The following is an 18859-nucleotide window of genomic DNA, read 5'->3' as shown; positions in this document are numbered from 1 at the left end:
AACGGCGGAGCTTTGCCCGCGGCACGGTGAACGATTTCGACCGGAGGTCGATCGCAATCGGAAGCCGCGCCTCCTCCACCCCAAAGGAAGGACGTGCATTATGTGCACCAAACCCAGGACACTTTCGCTCATCGCTCCGCGACCGCCGCTGGTCGCTTGGGACATCGTGGTTGTCGTCGATCGGGAAAGCCGCCTAGTCGTGCATTCCCAGGTCATCTGTCGCGACCGCGAGACGGGAGCCCTCATTGCAGAATCCGCGTCCTCGCAGGCGCGCGTCACGATCGGAGACTTTGTCTAACTGATCGGCGAACGCCGAATGTCGTCGATTGTCGTCGAGATCGATGCCGAATGGATGGCCGATCCGTGTGCGGATGTCTCTTGCGGAGTGATCAGTCATGCGTAGTGTAGATAATCATACTCGCGCGACCATGATAGCGGTGTCTAAGGCGACGATCGTAGAAGCGCCCGACTGGCATCCGATCCGGACGTTCGTGGAAAGGGCCCACAATAAGCCGGTCGGACGTCTGGTCTCGCGGAAGTCGAGGCGCGCCATGCCATGGGAAGGTTTTGGCGAGCGGCACTTGATGATGATTTCCGAAGCGGACACCGCCGTCGAGCGTTTCCTCGCGCAGCCGCATCGCCTCGAGATCCGAGTAGAGGGAGGGCGTCGTCGACTGGACTACTTCCCCGACCTGATGCGGAGGATGGCTGACGGGACGATCGAGATCATCGAGGTCAAGAAGTCGCGGGATGAGATCGACGCTGATCCCGACTACGCCTTCAAGATCGCGAAGGCCGCGAGAGTCTATGAAGCCGTCGGCTTGACCCTGCGGATCGTGACGGCGGACGACGATGTGGATATCGATCCGCTTCTTCCGAACGCGCAGTCGATCTTCGCCGACAAGTTCGCCTACATCGGCACTCGCGAGCGGCTCGCCATGGAGGAAACCTTCGAAGCGAAGGGTGCGATCGCACACGCGAGGCAATTGAGACGATCGCGGCCGCGGGAGGGCTCCCGGAGAACCGGGCTCGGAAGGTGCTTCACGCGCTCGTCTGCACGCGTTCGGCAGGTATCGACATCACCAGGAGGATCACGCGCGACAGCGCAGTGACAAAGCCGGAAAGAAGGGGGCGGCGCTGGGCGCCGTCCTGACAGGAGGTTTCATGACCACTCTCAATCTCAAGCCTGGCGACGTCTACGATTTTCCGGACGGGCGCTTCCGTTTCCTCGAGGATGGGAGGACGAGACGCTATGGTTCATCAAGAACACCGGCGTCCGGCTTCCGTTGTCCGAGACCCAGCTTGTCGACATGTTGGGTGCCGGTGAGGCGAAGAAGATTGATATCTTCAAACGGTCTGACGGCCGGCCCAAATCGGTCAACGACCTCGGTGAATTCGCGCCGGGTGAGGAATTCTCCCCGGAAGCCATTCGCGCGCGCACGCTGCAATTCTTTGTTCGCCAATGGGACGATGCGAAGGGCCCGACCCTCGGCCGCAGGGGACTCAGAGACTTCATCGGCAGCTTTAAGCACGACGAGCGGCTGAAACTGCTGAACCACCCTGTGAACCCGACCGCACTTTACAACGCGATCGTCAATTGCGGCGAACCCGGCAATCGGCCGCTTCGTGTATTCCGGACGTTGCGCGGGAAGATGGGGAGGAAGCGTTTCCGCAAGGTCCTCGAAGAGGCGCTCGACCAGGCGGTCGACTTCTATTGGAGCCTGCGGCCTAGAACGCACACGGATGCGCACGCATTCTTCCGCGACCTCATGACAAACGCGGGCGTCCCCCCAGAGGAGTTTCCTCGTCGCATGGAGACATTGCGCCGACGGATCAACCGCACGATCAACCAGAACAATTGGGCTCGCAAGTATTCTCCCCGCGAGGCCACGCTCAAGTTCGAAGGCGTAAAGGACAGTCTTTACGCTCGAGAACCGCTCGAACTCGTCATCATGGACCACACGGTAATCGACACCTTCGTCGTGTTTGACAACGAGTTCTTACTTCCGCTCGGCCGCCCGACGCTCACGGTCGCGATCGACGTCGCGACGAGAATGATTCTTGGCTATCTGATCTCGTTCGAACCGGCCAGCCTTCATTCGGTCCTGACGACGCTCAAGCGTGTCAACCGCAACAAAAACTACATGTCCAAGCTGTTCCCCGAGATCGAAGGAATCTGGGACGCCTGGGGCCTACCGAAGACGCTACTCGTTGATTCCGCATGGGAATTCAAGAGCCCGTCGCTGCAGGACGCGCTACGCGATCTCGGCACCGAGATCATCTGGTCCCCCGTCCGGACGCCGCAATACAAATCGGTGGGCGAACGCTTCTTCAAGAACCTCAACGATCGCCTCTTCCACAAGATGCCGGGCGGCGTTCCCGCCGGTCCGACCGAGATGCGCCTGATCGACGTCAAGCCGCGCGAGGACGCCGTGATCAGCCTCGGTTCGCTCGACGAAATCATCCACGAAGCCATCGTCGGCTACCACGACGAATTTCATACCGGAATCGACGACATCCCGGCAGAAGTTTGGAAGCGGAGGCTGAAGAGCAGGGATGTTATCTCCGACATCAACGCGCTCGACCATCTGCTCGGGCGGATGGCGAGGGTGCGTCTGACGCGCCGCGGCATCCGGTTCAAGCACATGGATTTCCATGACCAGCAAAAGACGTCCAAGCTCCTCGACGACCTTTCCAGGAATGCCAAACGTCGCGACCAGTCCAGTTCGCCAGTCGGCAGCGCACGCTGCTGGGTGACGATCAAATGGGACCCGATCGACGCAAGCTGCATCCAGGTCTGGAACGACGGCGTCAAGCCGCCGCGCTTCGTCACGCTGCCGAACCGGGATCGCCAGTTCGGCGCATTACACGCTCTCGGGCCTGATGACCTCAAGGCGCTGCAAGATTATCTGTTCCGCTATTGCGTCGGAAAGGCCGGTGAGTGCGGCCTGCCAGTCAAACTGCACACCGGCGTTTTGGCTGGCTACGGCGTGATGCAACTCGGTCGTACCCGCAGCGAAGGCCGCGCTCCTCGATATCATCCATGTCGTCGTCCCGGCTCGGTGCAATTCCGGGCAGCCTGCAAAGCGAACTTGGTGTGAGTGAGGCGTGTAAGTGCCGTCTTTGAGCATGGGAGAGACTGCCCCCAATTCCAGTGCGGCCCAATGATGAACGTTACACACGTAAGATTGCTTAATTTGGCGCCGATGATTCCACTCGATCCGTTCCTCCATGATCTCGTTGACGGTCTTGCCGCGCTTAGCCTTCGTCGCCTTGTGCTCGCGGAAGGTCTGGTCCAAAGCGTCGCCACCAATGGCCTTGAGGCCGTAGACCTTGCTACCGGCGTTCTCGACGGTGAAGGTCGGTGGTCCGGCCTGCAAGATGTCGGCGATCCGAGAGAATAGCGAGGCCGGGAGCACGACATGGTTCAGGCGCAATTCGTGATTGGATTGCCGCTTCAGCCGCCTGATCTTCAATCGGTACAGCCGCTCGACACCGAAGCCGTATTCGATCGGCTCAAGCAAGATGCCAGACGACTTGATGACGACATCGTCTAAGACGTCCTCCGGCCGGGTCGCGAAGCGAAGTTCCGGATACCAGACCTCGGCGCCGGTAACCGCCAGCCCCGCCAGAGTTTCATATGGCGCCGGCCAAGTGCCGTTGCTGATGCATGCTCCTTGACCAGCCGATGCCCCAGTGCCGCGGTCAAACACCGGAGCAGGCATTCTGAAAGGTATCTCGAAGCTGCAGCCAACGGCGTGACGCCGGGCGCCGCGAGCTCGCTGGCGATCGCGGCGGCAAACTTTTCCTCGGAAAACCCTATTGCGACTTCCGGCATGACTTCCCATGTGGAAGTCTCGATTGCCCGGTCGATCGATGCAAGCAATTTCAATGGCTTATGGAAGTCGATCTGCTTCTAAAGTAAAAGTAGCCTGATCGATCCGTTCTTATTGTCCAAATCGCCCCATTCTTCGGGAACACTTGGGAGCAATATCAATCACTTAGTCGCCCCGTTTCTAATGTGTCGGCATAACCATTATTGTCGACGTAATCGGAAACGCCGCGCGTCCACGTTTCCTTGATCTTCAAACCATTGACGACAGGAGGGTTTGTCGGAAAGGTGCGATGAATTTCATATGATCGCACCTGATGGCCCGCAACGTCGCCGACGTCGAGAAACTGCTGTTGTGTGTATTTGGCATTTTCCGCGCCCGCTTTGTAGGATACGCGCTGTGTCTGTTGGGCGAAGGCATCGCTGATCGGGGCAGCAACAGTGAGACATATCAGAGCTGATATCCTTAGATTAGTCGCGCGTCGTTCCATGGTAACCTCCTAGACTAGCAACTGAACGCCTTTTTGACATTCCGGCCTCGTGATTTGCCGCGCTATTTCGCGGCAACGCTAAACGCAGTTTCGTCCGTGCCGTGACGCGTGCGTCAACGTTTCGTTCCGACCAAAGAAACAGCAGAGCACGTCGGCACAGCGGCTATCTTCAACCTTCGCGTCAAAGCCTTTCCAAGCGGAAAGATTGCGATCAACACCAAAGCTACTGTTCCTCAAGGATCATTTCGACTTCGACCGCGGCATGGCGCGGAAGAGCCGCCACGCCCAGTGAGGAGCGAGCATGTCAACCTTTCGATTCGCCGAACACCTTGATCATTAGGTCGCAGTATCCATTGATCACCTTGGCTTGGTCATCGAAGTCATCGACCGAGTTCACCATGCCGACCACTTTGACAACGCGTTTCACCCAATCGAGGCTACCCAGCGCCGCTCGCACCTTTGCCAGCGTGATCAAGACTGCTTGCCGGGCAGCCTCATAGCCTCGTTCGACGGTCAGATCCCGGCCGAGCTTACCCTTCGGCTCGCTTGCGACACTGCCCGCCATGAACAGGAGATTGCCCACTTGAACCGCGTTGACGTAGCTGCCGACCGGCGCGGCCTCAGCCGGCAGTGTGATGTTCTTCTCTCTCAAGCGCGCCTCCGCGCTCGACGAATTCTCTGCTTGCGCACCCTCAAATGCCGAAGCTAAGATCACCAAACAAAAGGCGACAAACCCCGCAAATTCCTTCATTGAGTGCTCCGGCACTTACCCGTGAACGTACATCTCTAAAGTGGCCCTACCAGCAGTGATACCGCAGTTCGCATCTGCCTCAAGTGTGCCCAACCGATCCATCGGCTGTTCGTTCGCCCCTCGCAACCAAGATCACGTGCATCATTGCTGAAGCGCCGTGGCCGACCAGCAGCAGATGCATACATGGGACACTGCTCATCCGCGAGAGCAATTCCGGTTGTCATCGAGCGACGCGGGCGCAAGCGAGCCATCCGCCTGGACGATCATGGGTCGAGAGAGAGGCGCGCCACGCGGTGGAACCGTCGATCGCCGGATCTGTGACAGATAGGGGCGAGCAAACGCGGCGATTAAATTCTGGCGGAGCCGTGCCTTCTCGACGTCCGCCTCTACAGCTGCCTCTTGCCCTTTGGCGTCGGCGGCGCCAATCGTGCACCGCGCTTGTCGGCCAATGCACTTCTCCATTTAGAGCCGTTGCACGCGGAAAATCGGGCTCTTGTGCCCAACGGACGATCGTCGCTGGCGACTTCCTGAAGTGCGCGGCTAACTGCACCGCGGTCATCTGGACCCCCGTTAGATTAGTCGGAGGCGACGCAAAGTTCGTGGTGGCAGCGTCCACAGCGGTGGTGTTGTCGGTCATTAAGTTGGCGTCCAAATGGTGAGATGCTGCCAAATTGCGATTAGCCACGCTGTCGACCAGTACGTACTGCATGCCTTCGACGCTCCTGACAAAATGCAATCAAGTCGCGAGTTTTCTCTTAATCGAAGATGAAAGTGTGACCAGCGAACGCGTCGATCCAGATCAGGACGGGATCGACGCGCACCGCATCGTTATCGATCGTGCCCCGCGGCACCGGTAGCGACGGCGAACGGCGATCGCATCGCTATACCTCACATCTGTGACCTCCATTTTGCGACTACTCCGACGGATCCGTTAGCGGATATTTGTCACAGTCGTGCTTGCAGGTTGCCGATCGTCCGACTTTGAAGGGTAAGGCATTTCGGCCAGAGTAGACGACTGCTCAATTTGGTAGGTCCACTCTTAAGATTGGAAGGCCTGCCGATGCGCTTACGTCAGCCTCACGATCGATTCGACGACGCCTTATGCGGCAAGTGCTTGCGACGCCCGCGCCGACTCTGCTCACAGCCTCGCTCAACGTCATCAGCCCGTTCTTGGATTCAGATGAAAGCAGGGTCAGCACTGCAGCAGATAGATGCCGCCACTTCGCCGCTACACTTACAGGCTACGAGGTGTGAGCGACGACTAAGGTAGTCAATGTCAAGGTAACACGAGTTGGCTTCACGGTGTCGGCCAGCGACGGCAGAGAGGAGATCGGCCGCCTCAGATCGATCTTCGTTCGTTCAGCGAGCCCCTTGCGAAAAAGAGGACCTTGTAACACAGTGGTCGGCCTGACATTGCCGTCAGCGTTGACACAACGGGTACCGGACCTGCTCTGAGGGAGCGGCAGCGTCTTGCGGTCGTAAAAGACAAATCGGGTGCGACCAGATGGCGAGAATAGTATGACTAGTCAGTGGCAGTATCAGGTTAGGTTCGATGTGAATGATTCTGCCGCGGCGGAAGCGTTGCGTCGACAACATCGAGGTCCGACACTGGCGCGGCTGTTCGATATCCTCGCCAAGCGTGGCGCTGCGCCGAAATGCCAGTTCGACGTCTTTGCGGAGTATGTCGCCGCAGCAGAAGAGCATGGCGTCGAAAATTATCCGCTCCACCATTGGACGAAGGCGGCGATCGAGAATCCGGCGAAGAAGGAAAAGTATTTGAAGTCCTTTACGCTCCACGTGGACGACCGTGAGGTCTATGCCAAGGAGATTGCTGACGCGCTGGAGGCGGACTTGCAACCGCTCGCCACGAGCGGGCTTATCACGCGCCTATCCAAATACGATACTAATCCCGCCAACAATCCCCAGCCGCAAGGTCACTTGCGCGCTGCTCGCGTCCCGGACTAAGCGCTCTGGCATGTCCGCTCTTGCGTGGCTGTCCGGAAAGGAGTGGACATCGAACGCGTCCAGTCATAGTCGGTCATTCCGACCAAGACTAAGTGCCGCGCTTCACGTCCGCGTTGCGGTGGCATGATCGAGGAGGCTGGCAAGCAGGACCTCTGCTGCTCCGGGGCGGCCGTGCGGCTATCGGGTGAGATCGGCGCTTGGCTCCTTCGCGTCATGCAGGGATACCTATACCTGAACTACCAAGCGATCCCGGGAAACCTGGAGCGGCGGGGCATGCTCCGCGCCGAGGTCTGCCGGGCTTGGCTGCGCTCGTTTCGTCGACACAGCCAGCGCTCTCGCATGACCTAGAAAAGGTTCTGACGATTGAAGCGGTCGATGGTTAGATGACGGCAGGCAGGACGTCCGGGATCCCCTCATCGCGCAGTTTGGTTGTGTTTCAGTTTTCCCTTTGTCCATGATCGAAGATGGTAAGGAGGTGACCTATGAAGCCATGTGAAGCCATGCGCCATTGGCGGGCGGAAATTCGGCAACGTGTTCTCCGACCGCATCCGCCAGCGCGCTCCCGCTCGCAGCGACAAATGGCATCTGGAGGAGATCGTTGTCTCGATCGCGGGCGGACAACATTGGCTCTGGCGCGCTGTCGATCACAATGGCTTCGTTCTCGACGTTTTGATTCAACTGCCCGATACTTTTTCTCGATATAGGCTCAAGCACATCTCAGTCCGGAACGTGTGACGAACTGCGCCAAAGCATCCGCCCGCTCCGCGCTCAGCACCGCCATCGAATCGACCTTGTCTTTTCGACCGCAACTGACCATGGAGCTTGGATCTCCACAAAGACGACTATTACTGTATCTGAACGAGCAGCCCGGTGTCGATTGTCGTGCAGGAGCGCTACCGGCCGCCACCTTGATGTTTCATGACGCGACGGCCGGAGACACCAGCTTGACCGGCGCAGCCTCGACCTCCTGCCAATCACTGTCGGGGCCGCTGCGATAACGGTAGGAAGCTATCCCTGATTGCCAGCTCGGGATCAGGCTCATGCGCAGATCGACATTGGGCAGAATCACCGGTCCCAGCCCGGCATGGTGCGGCCAGTGGATCGGCGGGTAGCCCGTAAGGAGTACTAGAAGTAGCGCTGGCGTCGGCGGGAGCGTCGGCAACTGGCTGTAACTGCCTTGCAGGGAGGTGGCGACATCGAGCGGCGGATTAACGGCTTGGGTGATGCTGCCCAAACCCTGGACCCGCCTGTTCGGCGTGTCGACGACCAGATCCAGCTTGAAGATTATCCTCCGGGGCGGCTTTCGCCAATCTGATAGCTGGCATGAAACAATCCGACCCGGTCTTTGGTTGTCGTATCCGGCATAGAACTATCCCTTCCCATTTTAGAGGATTGATCGGCTGATCAGCCGCGATCATTTGGCCGACTGCCGCACGTAGTCGTCAGCTTCTTCCGCCGGGATCGCCTTCACCGGAATCAGTCGCGTGCTATTGCTGCCGGACACGACGATTTGCGGCACGTAGTGGCCGGGGAAGCTGCCCTTAACCGTGTAGGGCGTTGACCCATCACCGAGCGGTCCCGTCCAGCCCATCACGTCAATCTTCAGGCCGCCGACCCAATGCGGGTCGCGCACCAGGGTAATTCCCGTAGTGAAGTTTGGCGCGTCACCCTGAACCTCGACCAGAAATAGCCCGAATCCGTCAGGTCCGTAGATGAAGCTGGCTTTTGCCGTCTTAAACGGCTCCGTCTGATAGAAACCCATGATTGTTATTGTCCTTCTGGTGAGCGTTGGCGAGGCCACGCAGCAGCCCCGCACGCCTAATGACAAGTACCGCGCTTGGCTGGCGTCCGCCCGCTGCCGCGAACGCGTTCTCCGGGCACGGATGAGCGGTCATGGTGCTGGTCTTATTCGCTTCCTCGAAAAGAGCTTGCGCAGATCGGCCTGACGTCTGAAGCTCTTTGCCAGGTTGATAGCTCCCGGAGCTGCGAGCTAATAAGCAACGGGCGTGCCAACGAAGATTGCGCAGTGAATGCTCAATGGCGATAGAAAAGGTGTGCCTCGCTGGTGCGAGCCTCGATGCTCAGCGTCGAGTTGCAAACACTATGTCAGCAGCCTAACACGGGCTGAACGCGACAACGACGGCGTCAAAATTCTGCGCGTCCTGGCCGAAAGCCGTCGGATGCTCGCCGCGACGATTGAGTGTCTTTCGAAGCCGGGTTTTGATAGGCTGCCCCTTCGACATCGAGAACATCAGCGGTCATTTCGAGACTAGGCCCGGGCGCGTAACGGCGACATAGGGACCGATCCTCGTCATCCATGACGCGAGTTCAGCGTCAAGCGCGAGATGCCGGATCTGACTGGCTTTACGGGCAAGACCGCAGCCCTCCGCGAAGGGCCCGCAAGGACATTTGCCCGCGCCGAACCTGGCGGCCAAAACCCGCTGTTCGCCGCTCATCCGGAGCAAACTCTCGCGGGCTACGCCGGTGCGCGGCGGCGATCAGGGTGAGACTCGCTCTCATCCTGATTGATGCGGTGGAACGGCCCGCTCCGGCAGCATCATCGTGCTAAGACGTGGTCGTTGTTCGAACGCCACAAGGAGGGACCGTTCCATGAAACAGGTTAGCACCATCGGATTGGATTTGGCGAAGCACATTATTCAAGTTAACGGCGCGGGTGGCGATGGCTCACCGGTGTTCAACCGGAGACTACGGCGCAGCGAAGTGCTGCATTTCTTCTCGAAGCAGCCAGCCTGCCTTGTGGGAATAGGAGCCTGTGGCAGCGCTCATTATTGGGCACGAGAGATTGCAACTCTCGGCCATGAAGTGCGGCTGATCCCACCAGCTTACGTCAAACCGTTTGTGAAGCGTGGAAAAACGGATGCGGCGGATGCCGAGGCCATCAGCGAGGCTGTGACTCGCAAGACCACGCGCTTCGTTCCGATCAAAACGGCTGAGCAAAAAGCCGCAATGATGTTCCTGAAGAGTCGCGCACCTCTGGTCAAACAGCAAACGCAGACGATCAACGCCCTGCGCTCGCATCTGGCCGAGTTGGGCATCATTGCCGGCGCCGGCCGAACAAAGGTCGAGGCGTTGGTTGCAATCGTACGGGATGTAGCAGATATCCGCTTGCCTACGGCAGCGCGCGTCGCCCTGACGGCAGTTGCCGATCAAATCGAGGCTCAGGCGGACGAGATTGACAAGCTCGAGCGAGCCATTGTTGCTGCGGCAAAGACCGACAAGGACATGCGCCGACTGACTACGATCCCCGGCATTGGAGCCATTACAGCAGCGACCATCAAGGCGCTGGTGCCAGATCCCGGCGGCTTCAAATCCTCTCGTCACTTTGCTGCCTGGCTGAGACTGACGCCGCGACGGCATTCGAGTGGGGGGCAAGGAGCGGATGGGACGCATCTCGAAGATGGGAAACCCCGAACTTCGGAGCCTCCTCGTTCTTGGGGCGACATCCGTCCTGCGAATTGCCCGGAAGGCCGATCGAACGCGGCCATGGTTGAAGGCGCTGCTCGCCAGACGTCCGTACAAGGTGGCAGCGGTCGCGCTGGCCAACAAGACAGCGCGAATTGCCTGGGCGCTCTTGAACAGGGGCGGGATTTATCGGCATCGGGAGACGCTAGCGACGACTACGGCTGCCGCTCGATGAATACAGCAGTTGTCAAAGAGATCTGACCGGCGCGGGCCGGCAGAGGGCAAGGAGCAATAACAGGCGATGAACCCACGGGACGAAATCCCGACACGAGTGTGCGACAATGCGCTTCAAGCGCGTCTGATTGATTTAGCCCCTTGTGTCGCGGACTTCATCGAGGCCAGCGGTCATGCGCCGCGCTTTACAGGCCGTATACATGACCGCACCGCTCCCATGTGTGAAGTCGATTGAGAAAGCTCTTGCGCCCGCGGGCCGTTCCATAAATGTCGCGCTATACGCCGGACTGATGCAGGGTGAGCCTATACCGCGTTCAGCAAGCTATACGAGGCCAACCGCAAAGCAGGACCGATCATCGAGCCTGCGCGTGGTGGGCGCACGGTAGGCGCAAGTTCTTTGAACTAGCGTGACTCAGCAAGGCGCCGATCGCGGCAGAGGCGGTCCCGCCGTGACGTCCGGCGTTGAGCCGCCATCTTTTTTGACCAGGTTTCCGAAGCACCGTTCGATTGACAGGCCATCTCGTCGTCACTCTCGCAAATATCCGCGACAGCTCGACACTTGGCTGGACCGCCAAGCCTTCTAAGCCGCCATGGGCTAATATCCGTAAACCGCACTCCGTTTCTCAGCACCGCCCAGGTTATATCCAGGCTCGCTTGTTTCCGAAAGCGACAACGGCGACATTGTGATGGGCGCGTTCTATGAGTACTTTCGCCGACCGTTCCCAGCGGCGTGTCCCGCTCAGCTATATGGGGCTCAGTTGCGACCACGAATCCAAAGCACTATGTCGCTCGATCCAATTACGCGTCTTGGATAATACGGGTTTATCGTTCCAGCTAACATCGTAGTCAAACTTGCAGGAGGACTATTCAGAAGTTCGCCCGCAAACTTCTTTGCGTCAGCTTCACTCGGAAAGGTTCTGGTTTCTCGAATGGGATATCGATTTGGCCCCTTCGATTGATTAAAGGAAACATACCAAGTGTGTCGTAGCCATGTCCGTTTCGTGCTCATCGGCCGATGATGACTATATGTTCCAAAACCGACCGACGCATGCGATGTAGCCAAGTCGGTACCGCGTTTTCAGTGGCGATCGATAACCAAGGTGGTCATAGCGCCAACATCAGGTCTTTTCCGGTTATTTGTAGTTTGATTGTGTCCGACAATTATAGGGATTTGAACCCGCAAGTTCTTGTAGTTGACCAGCGTGGCGTTCTCTGGGCCGAATCGCTCTCACATACCACCTTATGCCGGTCGCAACGCTCGAACCGGGACTGAAAGGCAGGAGAGCCGAACTATGTCTCCATTAGAAGCAATCGCCCGTTGGCTGGATGACCAGGATTTGGATACGCAACTGGAGGTCGCTGCATTCGCGACATTCCTGCTCTTCGGGGAACGTGCCGTTCTCACGCTTGGTACGCCGGACCAGCTCGAAACTCTTCAACGATGGCTGACTGAACCAAAGTTGGATTCGCGGGCCGCCGCAGGTCGTGCTCTGACCTTCCGAGTCGTCTTCGGGTACTTTGCCGAGGGGCGAATTGCAAACGACGGATGGAAACAAACCGAGGAGTTGCTGATCAAGACTCTGAAACAGGCTGAACGCGACGGAAGGTTTGCGGCTGCGCGCAAGGCGCAAAGGAAGCTACAACTATTGCCAGCTCGAAAGGAGAACTGGTTTCGTGTTGCGAAATCCTGGAATGGCTTGGCGGCGACTTATTTAACACGCCAGGCTCTTATTGGAGCGCCGGCGAGATGCGACTTGAGAGGAATTTCAAGTGGTGAATGTCCTCCCTTGGTGCCCACGGCGGCTGCTAAAACCGGCATGCCAAGTGCATGAGCAGTTTTCGCACGGCCCGCTTTGTGATACCCAGTGATCTCCTGCTCTACCGACTTCTGGTTCGCGCGCTACACATCGTGGACGCCACCGAGCGGGCCGCCGCCTCAAGCGGTGGACCTTGTACGGCGTACTTCGGCCGAGCACATCAAGCGATCGAACATTGACGGGACCGGCCATTGTCCGTCGTCAGATGATTTGAGACTGATCAGCGTTTTGCGAAGGGAGGCTCTGAGTCATCAGGGGTTAGAGTTTAAGCGGCCTGCAGGCGATGCTGCAAGCGACGATACGCACAATCTGCTTGATAGGTATGCCGTTCTTCGACAGTGCTAAGATGGCCGCGTTAGTCTCCTCGCGGCGCAGATAACCCTCATACTGAAGGCGTTCGGCGGCCGTGAGCAGCTTGGGATTGATTGTGGTGGCGCCGGTGACGGTGCGTATCTGGCGCATCGATTTGCGTACGGCGTCGAGGAAAGCCCGACTGGCGTTCTCCATCAGATGCCAACGATCGGCGACCTGTACTGCAGGCGGTAGAGCCTTGGCTGCCGCTTCGCCATATCCGCCGCCACGATCACGGGCGACGATTGCGATCGTGGGATGAGCAGAGAGCCACGCTTGGGCAGTTGCCGGTTCACGATCCGGCAGCAGGGTGACCACCCGGCGCCTTTCCAGGTTGCAGATGATGCTGGCGTATCGGTGATTGCGCCGCCAGGCCCAATCATCAATGCCGATAACCTTGAGCGGGTCAGTTGGACGACGGCTACGGCGCCGAACTACCCGAAGAAGCGTATCTTTGCTCACCGGCAGCATCAGCCGCTTTGCAAAGCCTGCTGCAGGTCGACCGCCAAGCGCCAGACCGAGGTGATGGACGATGGAGTCCAGGCTTGCCGTACGTCGCGCCGATGGCGCCAGTACGCCTTCGGCGAAGCGCTCGGTGAAGATTTGGCGCCCGCATAGAACCGCGCCACAGCGAAAGCGGCGGGCGATTACCAAGAGCTGGACGATCCGCCCCCGAGAGCGGCAGATCGGTCACGCGGCGTCGATAGCGGCTAGTCGAGCTCTTGCTGAAGAAGGCGCATCACTCTGAGAACGATATTGCCTGAGCGGTTCCAGCGATTGTCGGTCGTGGCCCATTCGGGATGCGTGACGAAGCCCTCGGCAGTCCAGTTGGCGCAAATATCGAAGCTCCCGGGACGAAACCCGTTAGCCATCGGCCAAGCCTTCGCGATGTCGAGCCGCCCTGTCGATGGATCTACGAATTTCACGGAAGGTGGTTTTTCGCCTGGGTAGTCCAGCCAGAATAGCCGCGCGATGTAGAGATCGGCCTCGTTGCCGGCCGCGCGACGGTCACCCAGAGCTCGAGATCGCCGCGCCGGTCGAATTTCCATCGTTCCGCGCCTCGTGCCTCGGACGCGGCCTTTAGATCATCCTCGAAGTTCAGGATCGCCAGAGACTTCCGGCGTGGCTCGTCAGCCATAGACGACCTGCTGCGCCAGCTTCAGCCGAAGGATGTCCTCTCGGCCAGCGATTTGCCCCAAGGTCCGATTGAGATCCTCGAGCTTGGTCTTCTCATGGTAGAAGACGTAGGTGGTAACCGTTCCGTCCGGGCCGGTCCCCTCCGTAAGCTCGAACGCGATCAGCACGCGAGCCTTCAGCTGAGCCAGCGTTTCTTCCCGGCTCACGCCGGTCTGTTTCAGGTCATCCCGCGCAGCCGGGTAGGCGACCACAATTTCCAGTTTGGATTCCTGTTCCATATCAATTCGCCTTTCTTGCCGATCCTGCAGGCAGGCAACTTCGTTATCGGATTGCAGTATCAGCCGGATTTGGATGTCGAAATTCTAACTTCGGGTTCCGTTTTTGGCATAGCCGCGTTCGGGTTTGGGAACGTGGCGTTCGACCGATCTCCCCGTATTCCGCAGAGTTTCCCGCAAAATCGGCCTATTACCTGAGAGAGGACAATAACGCTGCTACGACAAATTTCAAGCGGAATGTTCGAATTTCGAACGTTCTAGGTCAAAATTGACGAATAGGTGTGAATCGGGTAAAGGCAGTTGGCCGGCTCCGGCGGAGGATGCTGGGGGACATCCCCCAGCATCCTCCGCCGGAGCCAACCGGGAGAGAGCATGCCCCTTACGCAGCAGGAGTTAGGACGGCGTCTAAGGGACGCCCGCGAAGCCGTGTCGTTTACCCAAGACCAAGTTGCCGACCACCTTGATGTTTCGCGCTCGGCGATCGCACAGATCGAGCTTGGCAACCGTGCCGTTGGGAGCCTGGAGCTTGACCAACTGGCGCGGCTCTACGGGCGGGACATTCGCGAGTTCTTCTCGGAGGACTTCCGTCAGGAGACTGCTCTGGTTGCCTTTCGGCTTGCCGAGGCATTAGCTGATGAAAATGCCGCCGATGCGCTTCGCGACTGCATGTCTGTCAGTCGAGAGCTTACGCATCTCGAAAAACTGGTGGGAGCCAATCGTGACCTGGCGTCGATGGTCCGTTATGGAATTCCCAGTCCGCGCTCTCGCTACGACGCAATTAGGCAAGGGAGCTCAGTGGCCGAACAGGAGCGGCGTCGTCTGGCAATGGGCGACGCTCCGATTGAAGATATCAACGAGCTCCTCCAAGCGCAGGGCGTGCGGACGGCGATGGTTAGCCTTCCTGAGGACGTTTCCGGCTTAACGCTCCTCGATCCTGATATTGGTCCGTTCGTGGCTGTGAACTGCGAAGAGCATATTCTCCGGCGGACCTTCTCGTTTGCTCACGAGTACGCACACGTGCTTCTCGACTCGGATGTCAAGGGCACCATTAGCCGAAATAGTCAGAATACCGAACTCATGGAGGTTCGAGCCAATTCTTTCGCTGCAAACTTTTTGATGCCGGAGGGTGGAGTTCGCGAGTTCCTTTCGACCTTGGGAAAGGGCGGACAGGCACGCCTGTTTGCCGAGACTCCAACGGGCGACGAGAGTGCGATCGGGATTGAGGCACGTGGAACGGGCTCTCAGGACGTGCGCCTCCACGACGTGGTCTTGTTGGCCCACCGCTTTGGCGTTAGTCGGACCGTCGCGTTGTACCGGCTTCGTAACCTGCACATCCTTTCAGACCGTGAACTGCAAGTGCTTCTGGCGCAAGAGCGCGAAGGGAGAGGACGCGACCTAGAGCGATTGATGCGACTGCCAAAGCCCGCCCACAATGAAGAGCGATATCGCTTTCACTATCGCTTCCTGAGTTTAGCGCTCGAAGCCTATGAGCGTGAAGCGATCAGCCGTTCGAAGGTTGAAGAGCTCTTCGCGGCCGTGCTGAAGCAGCCGAAGTCGGCTATCTCGCTGGATGAGTTTCAATTGATTGAGCGAGAGAAGCCAACCGGCGTTTCCATTCCTGGGGGGTAGTATTGCCGCCGGTCCCGCGTCGCATCGTTGTCACGGATGCGAACGTGCTGATCAATCTGATCCATTCAGACGCGCTGCGCCTGCTTGGATCAATTGATGGGTACGAGTTCCTTGTGCTTGAGGAGGTCGTTGCCGAAATCACCGTTCCCGAGCAGGCGGCGGCCTTGACAGCGGCCTTTTCGAGCGGCTGGGCACATCGAGAACGTCTCGAAGACCTTCAGAGTCTCAGCTTGTTCGCCGAATTATCCGCGATCATGGGCAAGGGAGAAGCTGCGTCACTCGCTGTGGCCGTCGCGCGAAACATTGATATTGCATGTGACGAAAAGAGGGTCTTTCGGCGCGAAGCAATCAAGCGATTGGGCGAACGCCGCATATTGACCACCCCAGGCATCTTCTTGCTCGCAGTTCGAGCAGGCGTCATTTCGATTGAGGAGGCCGACCGTGCAAAGGCATTATTGGCCCAAAGACGGTTCGAAATGTCGTTCGCGTCGTTTCGAGATGTACTGTGATGTTGTGTCGCCACGAGGTGACGCTCAGGATCGGCACCATAAATCGCTGTACTGACACCAATCCGCTGTTCGGACGGGCGGAGGCCAGTCCTGGCATGAGCGGTTAGCGCAATTTCGGCTTCATCGTCATTTTCGGCGCTACGCCCCTCATCATCGCTTGGTTCCGTGTAACCCTCGCGGTGGCCTTGCTCCTCGCGGTGATCGTCGGCGCGGCTTGCGGGGGCGGCTACCTGATTCAGATGTCGTAGCAGATTTTTTCTGTCGATCGGGTGTTCGCGGGGCTGATTGTGCTCGATGCGGTGGTGCCTTCGGCCGATTGCCCGCTCGAACGCGCCGTGCGTCGGCTGTTCCCTTGGTATGGCGCCGAGAAGGTCGCGCTAAAGGCGGCATCCAATTCCGGACTGCCCTCTCGCACCACGACTCCTCGCGAAAGCAATTTATTGCAAGCCTTGCGGATCGAGGTCGGCCTAAATTGCGCTGCAACGACGACGCGAGCCAAACATGCAGTCCATTCAGGTTGAACTGGTCGATAACTCCACAGCGCTTGCGCTGACTTGGCCGGGCTGTGGGACCCTTCGGCTCGGCGCGGAGGCGTTGCGGCGCGCGAGCCGCGCCGCAACCGAGATCCGGCGACAGTTTGACGGCGTTGAGCTGTCAATCGCGCCCGGACTTTACGTAGCCGCGGTCGAGCCGGTCGGCACTTACGCCTTGCGCCTGTCATTTTCGGACGGACATGACCGGGGCATCTATCCCTGGTCGTATTTGCGCGAACTCGCCGAACAGCAGGCGAGCTGAGGTCAGCATGTTGGACGAGATCAAAGAGGGGCTGGCCGAGGTGAGCTGCGACGTGCTGGTGATCGGCGGCGGCACAGCCGGCCCCATGGCCGCGTACAAGGCCAAGCGCCGCAATCCGGCCGCGCGCGTGGTCCTTCTGGAAAAAGCCAATGTGAAGCGCTCGGGCGAACGCTGACATACGGTAATGTGAGCGAACGGTGACATTTGGAATCCGCCATGCTCATACGCACTTCAGCCGACCTCGGCGCCATCATTCGCGACAAGCGCAAACGCCTCAAGCTCGATCAGTCGACGCTCGCCAAGCGCATCGGCGTCAGTCGTCAATGGGTGATCGAGGTCGAGCATGATCACCCGCGTGCCGAACTCGGCCTCGTGCTCCGCGCCCTCGATGCTTTGGGCATTCGCCTGGATGTCGGCGATCCCGCAAAAAGCCGCGGCTCCACGAAAGCCGCCGTCGATATCAATGCCATCGTGGCGAAGGCCAGAAAGGCCAGGCTATGACCAGCGAACTCATAGCCCTCCTGGATGGAACCGAAGCTGGCCGCGTGCGCAACGATGCGCGGGGCCGGCTGACGTTTGTCTACGACAACAATTGGCGCGGCACACCGGGCGCGTACCCCCTGTCGCTTTCCATGCCGCTTGCCGCCGCAGAGCATGGTCCCGCCGCTGTCAAGGCCTTCCTGTGGGGCCTTCTTCCGGACAACGAGCGCGTGCTTGATCGCTGGGCCAGGAAGTTTCAGGTATCGGCGCGCAACGTCTTTGCCCTTATCTCTCATGTCGGCGAGGATTGCGCCGGCGCCGTTCAGTTCGTTACGCCGGATCGTCTGGAAGCCCTGAAGGCTGGCAAGGACGACAAGGTCGAGTGGCTCGACGTGGCAGCAATCGCAAGGCGCCTCCAAACCCTGCGCGAGGATCACGCCGCCTGGCGCCTGCCACGCGATACGGGACAGTTCAGCCTCGCCGGCGCCCAACCGAAGACTGCCTTTCTTCTCCAAAACGATCGGTGGGGCGTTCCGTCCGGACGTATTCCGACCACCCACATCCTGAAGCCGCCGACGGGCCATTTCGACGGCCACGCCGAAAATGAGCATATCTGCCTCCGCCTTGCCCAGGCTCTCGGCCTGCCGGTTGCGGAAACAAGAGTGATGCGGTTCGACAAGGAAATCGCCATCGTCATCGAACGCTACGACCGAGTGATCAGTGGCAACAACATCATCCGGGTTCATCAGGAGGATATCTGTCAGGCGATGGGCGTTCTGCCGACAAAGAAGTATCAGAATGAGGGCGGTCCGACGCCTATCGATATCATCGAACTCCTGCGCAGTACGTCGACCGACCGCGAGACCGATGTTGACACATTTGTCGATGCCCTTGGCTTCAACTGGCTCATTGCCGGTACGGATGCGCACGCCAAGAATTATTCGCTCCTTCTGGCAAATGGGCCGGCCGTACGGCTTGCGCCGCTTTACGACATCGCCAGCATCTTGCCTTACGACGACGTTGACCCGCGGAAGATCAAGCTCGCGATGAAGGTTGGAGACACATACAGGCTCAGCCAGATCGGTTTGCGTGATTGGCAGACATTCGCCCGCGAAACACGTTTGGTCGGGCTCGGTAGAGACTTCCTGCACGTTATGCTCATTCGATCCG

At 58.9% G+C, this 18859-nt stretch carries 17 protein-coding genes and 5 pseudogenes; 15 read left to right on the top strand and 7 right to left on the bottom strand.

What is annotated here, in order from left to right:
* The first annotated feature begins 584 nt into the window (after positions 1–584).
* The 5 genes from ALC15_RS23455 (at position 585) to ALC15_RS44240 (ending at position 3920) form a co-directional block, all read left to right on the top strand.
* Positions 585–1112 carry a hypothetical protein gene (locus ALC15_RS23455; RefSeq protein WP_128089568.1) on the top strand — a complete coding sequence of 176 codons (528 nt, stop codon included), beginning with the start codon at positions 585–587 and terminating at the stop codon, positions 1110–1112.
* A 174-nt stretch (positions 1113–1286) separates the two neighbouring features.
* Positions 1287–3101 carry an integrase catalytic domain-containing protein gene (locus ALC15_RS23450; protein WP_050629301.1) on the top strand — a complete coding sequence of 605 codons (1815 nt, stop codon included), beginning with the start codon at positions 1287–1289 and terminating at the stop codon, positions 3099–3101.
* A gap of 63 nt (positions 3102–3164) precedes the next feature.
* Positions 3165–3404, top strand: a complete 240-nt coding sequence (locus ALC15_RS45505) for a hypothetical protein (protein WP_095732996.1) — start codon at positions 3165–3167, stop codon at positions 3402–3404.
* Between the two features lie 18 nt (positions 3405–3422).
* The gene (locus tag ALC15_RS47250) at positions 3423–3557 is read left to right on the top strand and encodes a hypothetical protein (protein ID WP_283806288.1); all 135 of its coding nucleotides are present in this window, start codon (positions 3423–3425) and stop codon (positions 3555–3557) included.
* Between the two features lie 201 nt (positions 3558–3758).
* Complete coding sequence (locus ALC15_RS44240; RefSeq protein ID WP_157860935.1) at positions 3759–3920, top strand: hypothetical protein; 162 nt, start codon at positions 3759–3761, stop codon at positions 3918–3920.
* 73 nt (positions 3921–3993) lie between these two features.
* On the opposite strand, the gene ALC15_RS43455 is transcribed toward ALC15_RS44240, so the two are convergent.
* Positions 3994–4323, bottom strand: coding sequence for a hypothetical protein (locus ALC15_RS43455; protein WP_128089567.1), 330 nt, complete (start codon positions 4321–4323; stop codon positions 3994–3996).
* A 304-nt stretch (positions 4324–4627) separates the two neighbouring features.
* Entirely contained in the window at positions 4628–5074 is a 447-nt protein-coding gene (locus ALC15_RS23440) for a RidA family protein (protein WP_244486224.1), read from the bottom strand.
* 1518 nt (positions 5075–6592) lie between these two features.
* Between ALC15_RS23440 and ALC15_RS23435 the strand changes: the two genes are divergently transcribed.
* Both ALC15_RS23435 and ALC15_RS42110 read left to right on the top strand, forming a co-directional pair.
* Positions 6593–7039, top strand: a complete 447-nt coding sequence (locus ALC15_RS23435; RefSeq protein WP_050629299.1) for a hypothetical protein — start codon at positions 6593–6595, stop codon at positions 7037–7039.
* Between the two features lie 513 nt (positions 7040–7552).
* Positions 7553–7717, top strand: a pseudogene (locus ALC15_RS42110) (DDE-type integrase/transposase/recombinase); the annotation flags it as partial.
* 238 nt (positions 7718–7955) lie between these two features.
* Here the strand turns inward: ALC15_RS42110 and ALC15_RS42105 are convergent.
* On the bottom strand, positions 7956–8309 hold the full coding sequence (locus tag ALC15_RS42105) for a DUF1842 domain-containing protein (protein WP_283806289.1): 354 nt from the start codon (positions 8307–8309) through the stop codon (positions 7956–7958).
* A 144-nt stretch (positions 8310–8453) separates the two neighbouring features.
* Entirely contained in the window at positions 8454–8801 is a 348-nt protein-coding gene (locus ALC15_RS23420; RefSeq protein ID WP_050629296.1) for a hypothetical protein, read from the bottom strand.
* Between the two features lie 848 nt (positions 8802–9649).
* Between ALC15_RS23420 and ALC15_RS23415 the strand changes: the two are divergent.
* Together ALC15_RS23415 and ALC15_RS43450 are read left to right on the top strand one after the other, a co-directional pair.
* Positions 9650–10697, top strand: a pseudogene (locus tag ALC15_RS23415) (IS110 family RNA-guided transposase).
* Positions 10698–11988: 1291 nt separating this feature from the next.
* Positions 11989–12528, top strand: a complete 540-nt coding sequence (locus ALC15_RS43450) for a hypothetical protein (RefSeq protein WP_128089566.1) — start codon at positions 11989–11991, stop codon at positions 12526–12528.
* A gap of 291 nt (positions 12529–12819) precedes the next feature.
* Here ALC15_RS43450 and ALC15_RS42095 read toward each other — a convergent pair.
* From ALC15_RS42095 to ALC15_RS23390, 3 genes and pseudogenes are all read right to left on the bottom strand, one after another.
* Positions 12820–13582 (bottom strand): annotated as a pseudogene (locus tag ALC15_RS42095) (ISL3 family transposase); the annotation flags it as partial.
* A complete protein-coding gene (locus ALC15_RS43445) occupies positions 13575–13913 on the bottom strand; it encodes a hypothetical protein (protein WP_128089565.1) in 339 nt (112 codons plus the stop codon). The pseudogene ALC15_RS42095 and the gene ALC15_RS43445, both read right to left, overlap by 8 nt.
* Before the next feature lie 81 nt (positions 13914–13994).
* Complete coding sequence (locus tag ALC15_RS23390; RefSeq protein ID WP_050629291.1) at positions 13995–14279, bottom strand: hypothetical protein; 285 nt, start codon at positions 14277–14279, stop codon at positions 13995–13997.
* A gap of 369 nt (positions 14280–14648) precedes the next feature.
* Between ALC15_RS23390 and ALC15_RS23385 the strand changes: the two genes are divergently transcribed.
* The 6 genes and pseudogenes from ALC15_RS23385 to ALC15_RS42085 form a co-directional block, all read left to right on the top strand.
* A complete protein-coding gene (locus ALC15_RS23385) occupies positions 14649–15905 on the top strand; it encodes a helix-turn-helix domain-containing protein (RefSeq protein WP_050629290.1) in 1257 nt (418 codons plus the stop codon).
* Positions 15906–15907: 2 nt separating this feature from the next.
* Positions 15908–16414, top strand: coding sequence for a PIN domain-containing protein (locus tag ALC15_RS23380; protein WP_050629289.1), 507 nt, complete (start codon positions 15908–15910; stop codon positions 16412–16414).
* A 501-nt stretch (positions 16415–16915) separates the two neighbouring features.
* A complete protein-coding gene (locus tag ALC15_RS23375; RefSeq protein WP_050629288.1) occupies positions 16916–17209 on the top strand; it encodes a DUF971 domain-containing protein in 294 nt (97 codons plus the stop codon).
* Between the two features lie 7 nt (positions 17210–17216).
* A pseudogene (locus ALC15_RS43440) lies at positions 17217–17375 on the top strand (FAD-binding protein); the annotation flags it as partial.
* Positions 17376–17515: 140 nt separating this feature from the next.
* Positions 17516–17710 (top strand): helix-turn-helix domain-containing protein, encoded by a 195-nt coding sequence (locus tag ALC15_RS42090; RefSeq protein WP_244486226.1) that lies wholly within the window; start codon positions 17516–17518, stop codon positions 17708–17710.
* Positions 17707–18750: pseudogene (locus ALC15_RS42085) on the top strand (type II toxin-antitoxin system HipA family toxin); the annotation flags it as partial. The gene ALC15_RS42090 and the pseudogene ALC15_RS42085, both read left to right, overlap by 4 nt.
* Between the last annotated feature and the right edge of the window lie 109 nt (positions 18751–18859).

The organism is Bradyrhizobium viridifuturi, from assembly GCF_001238275.1.
In the GTDB taxonomy this organism is placed as follows: domain Bacteria; phylum Pseudomonadota; class Alphaproteobacteria; order Rhizobiales; family Xanthobacteraceae; genus Bradyrhizobium; species Bradyrhizobium viridifuturi.
This window is presented reverse-complemented; position numbering and strand designations above follow the sequence as displayed.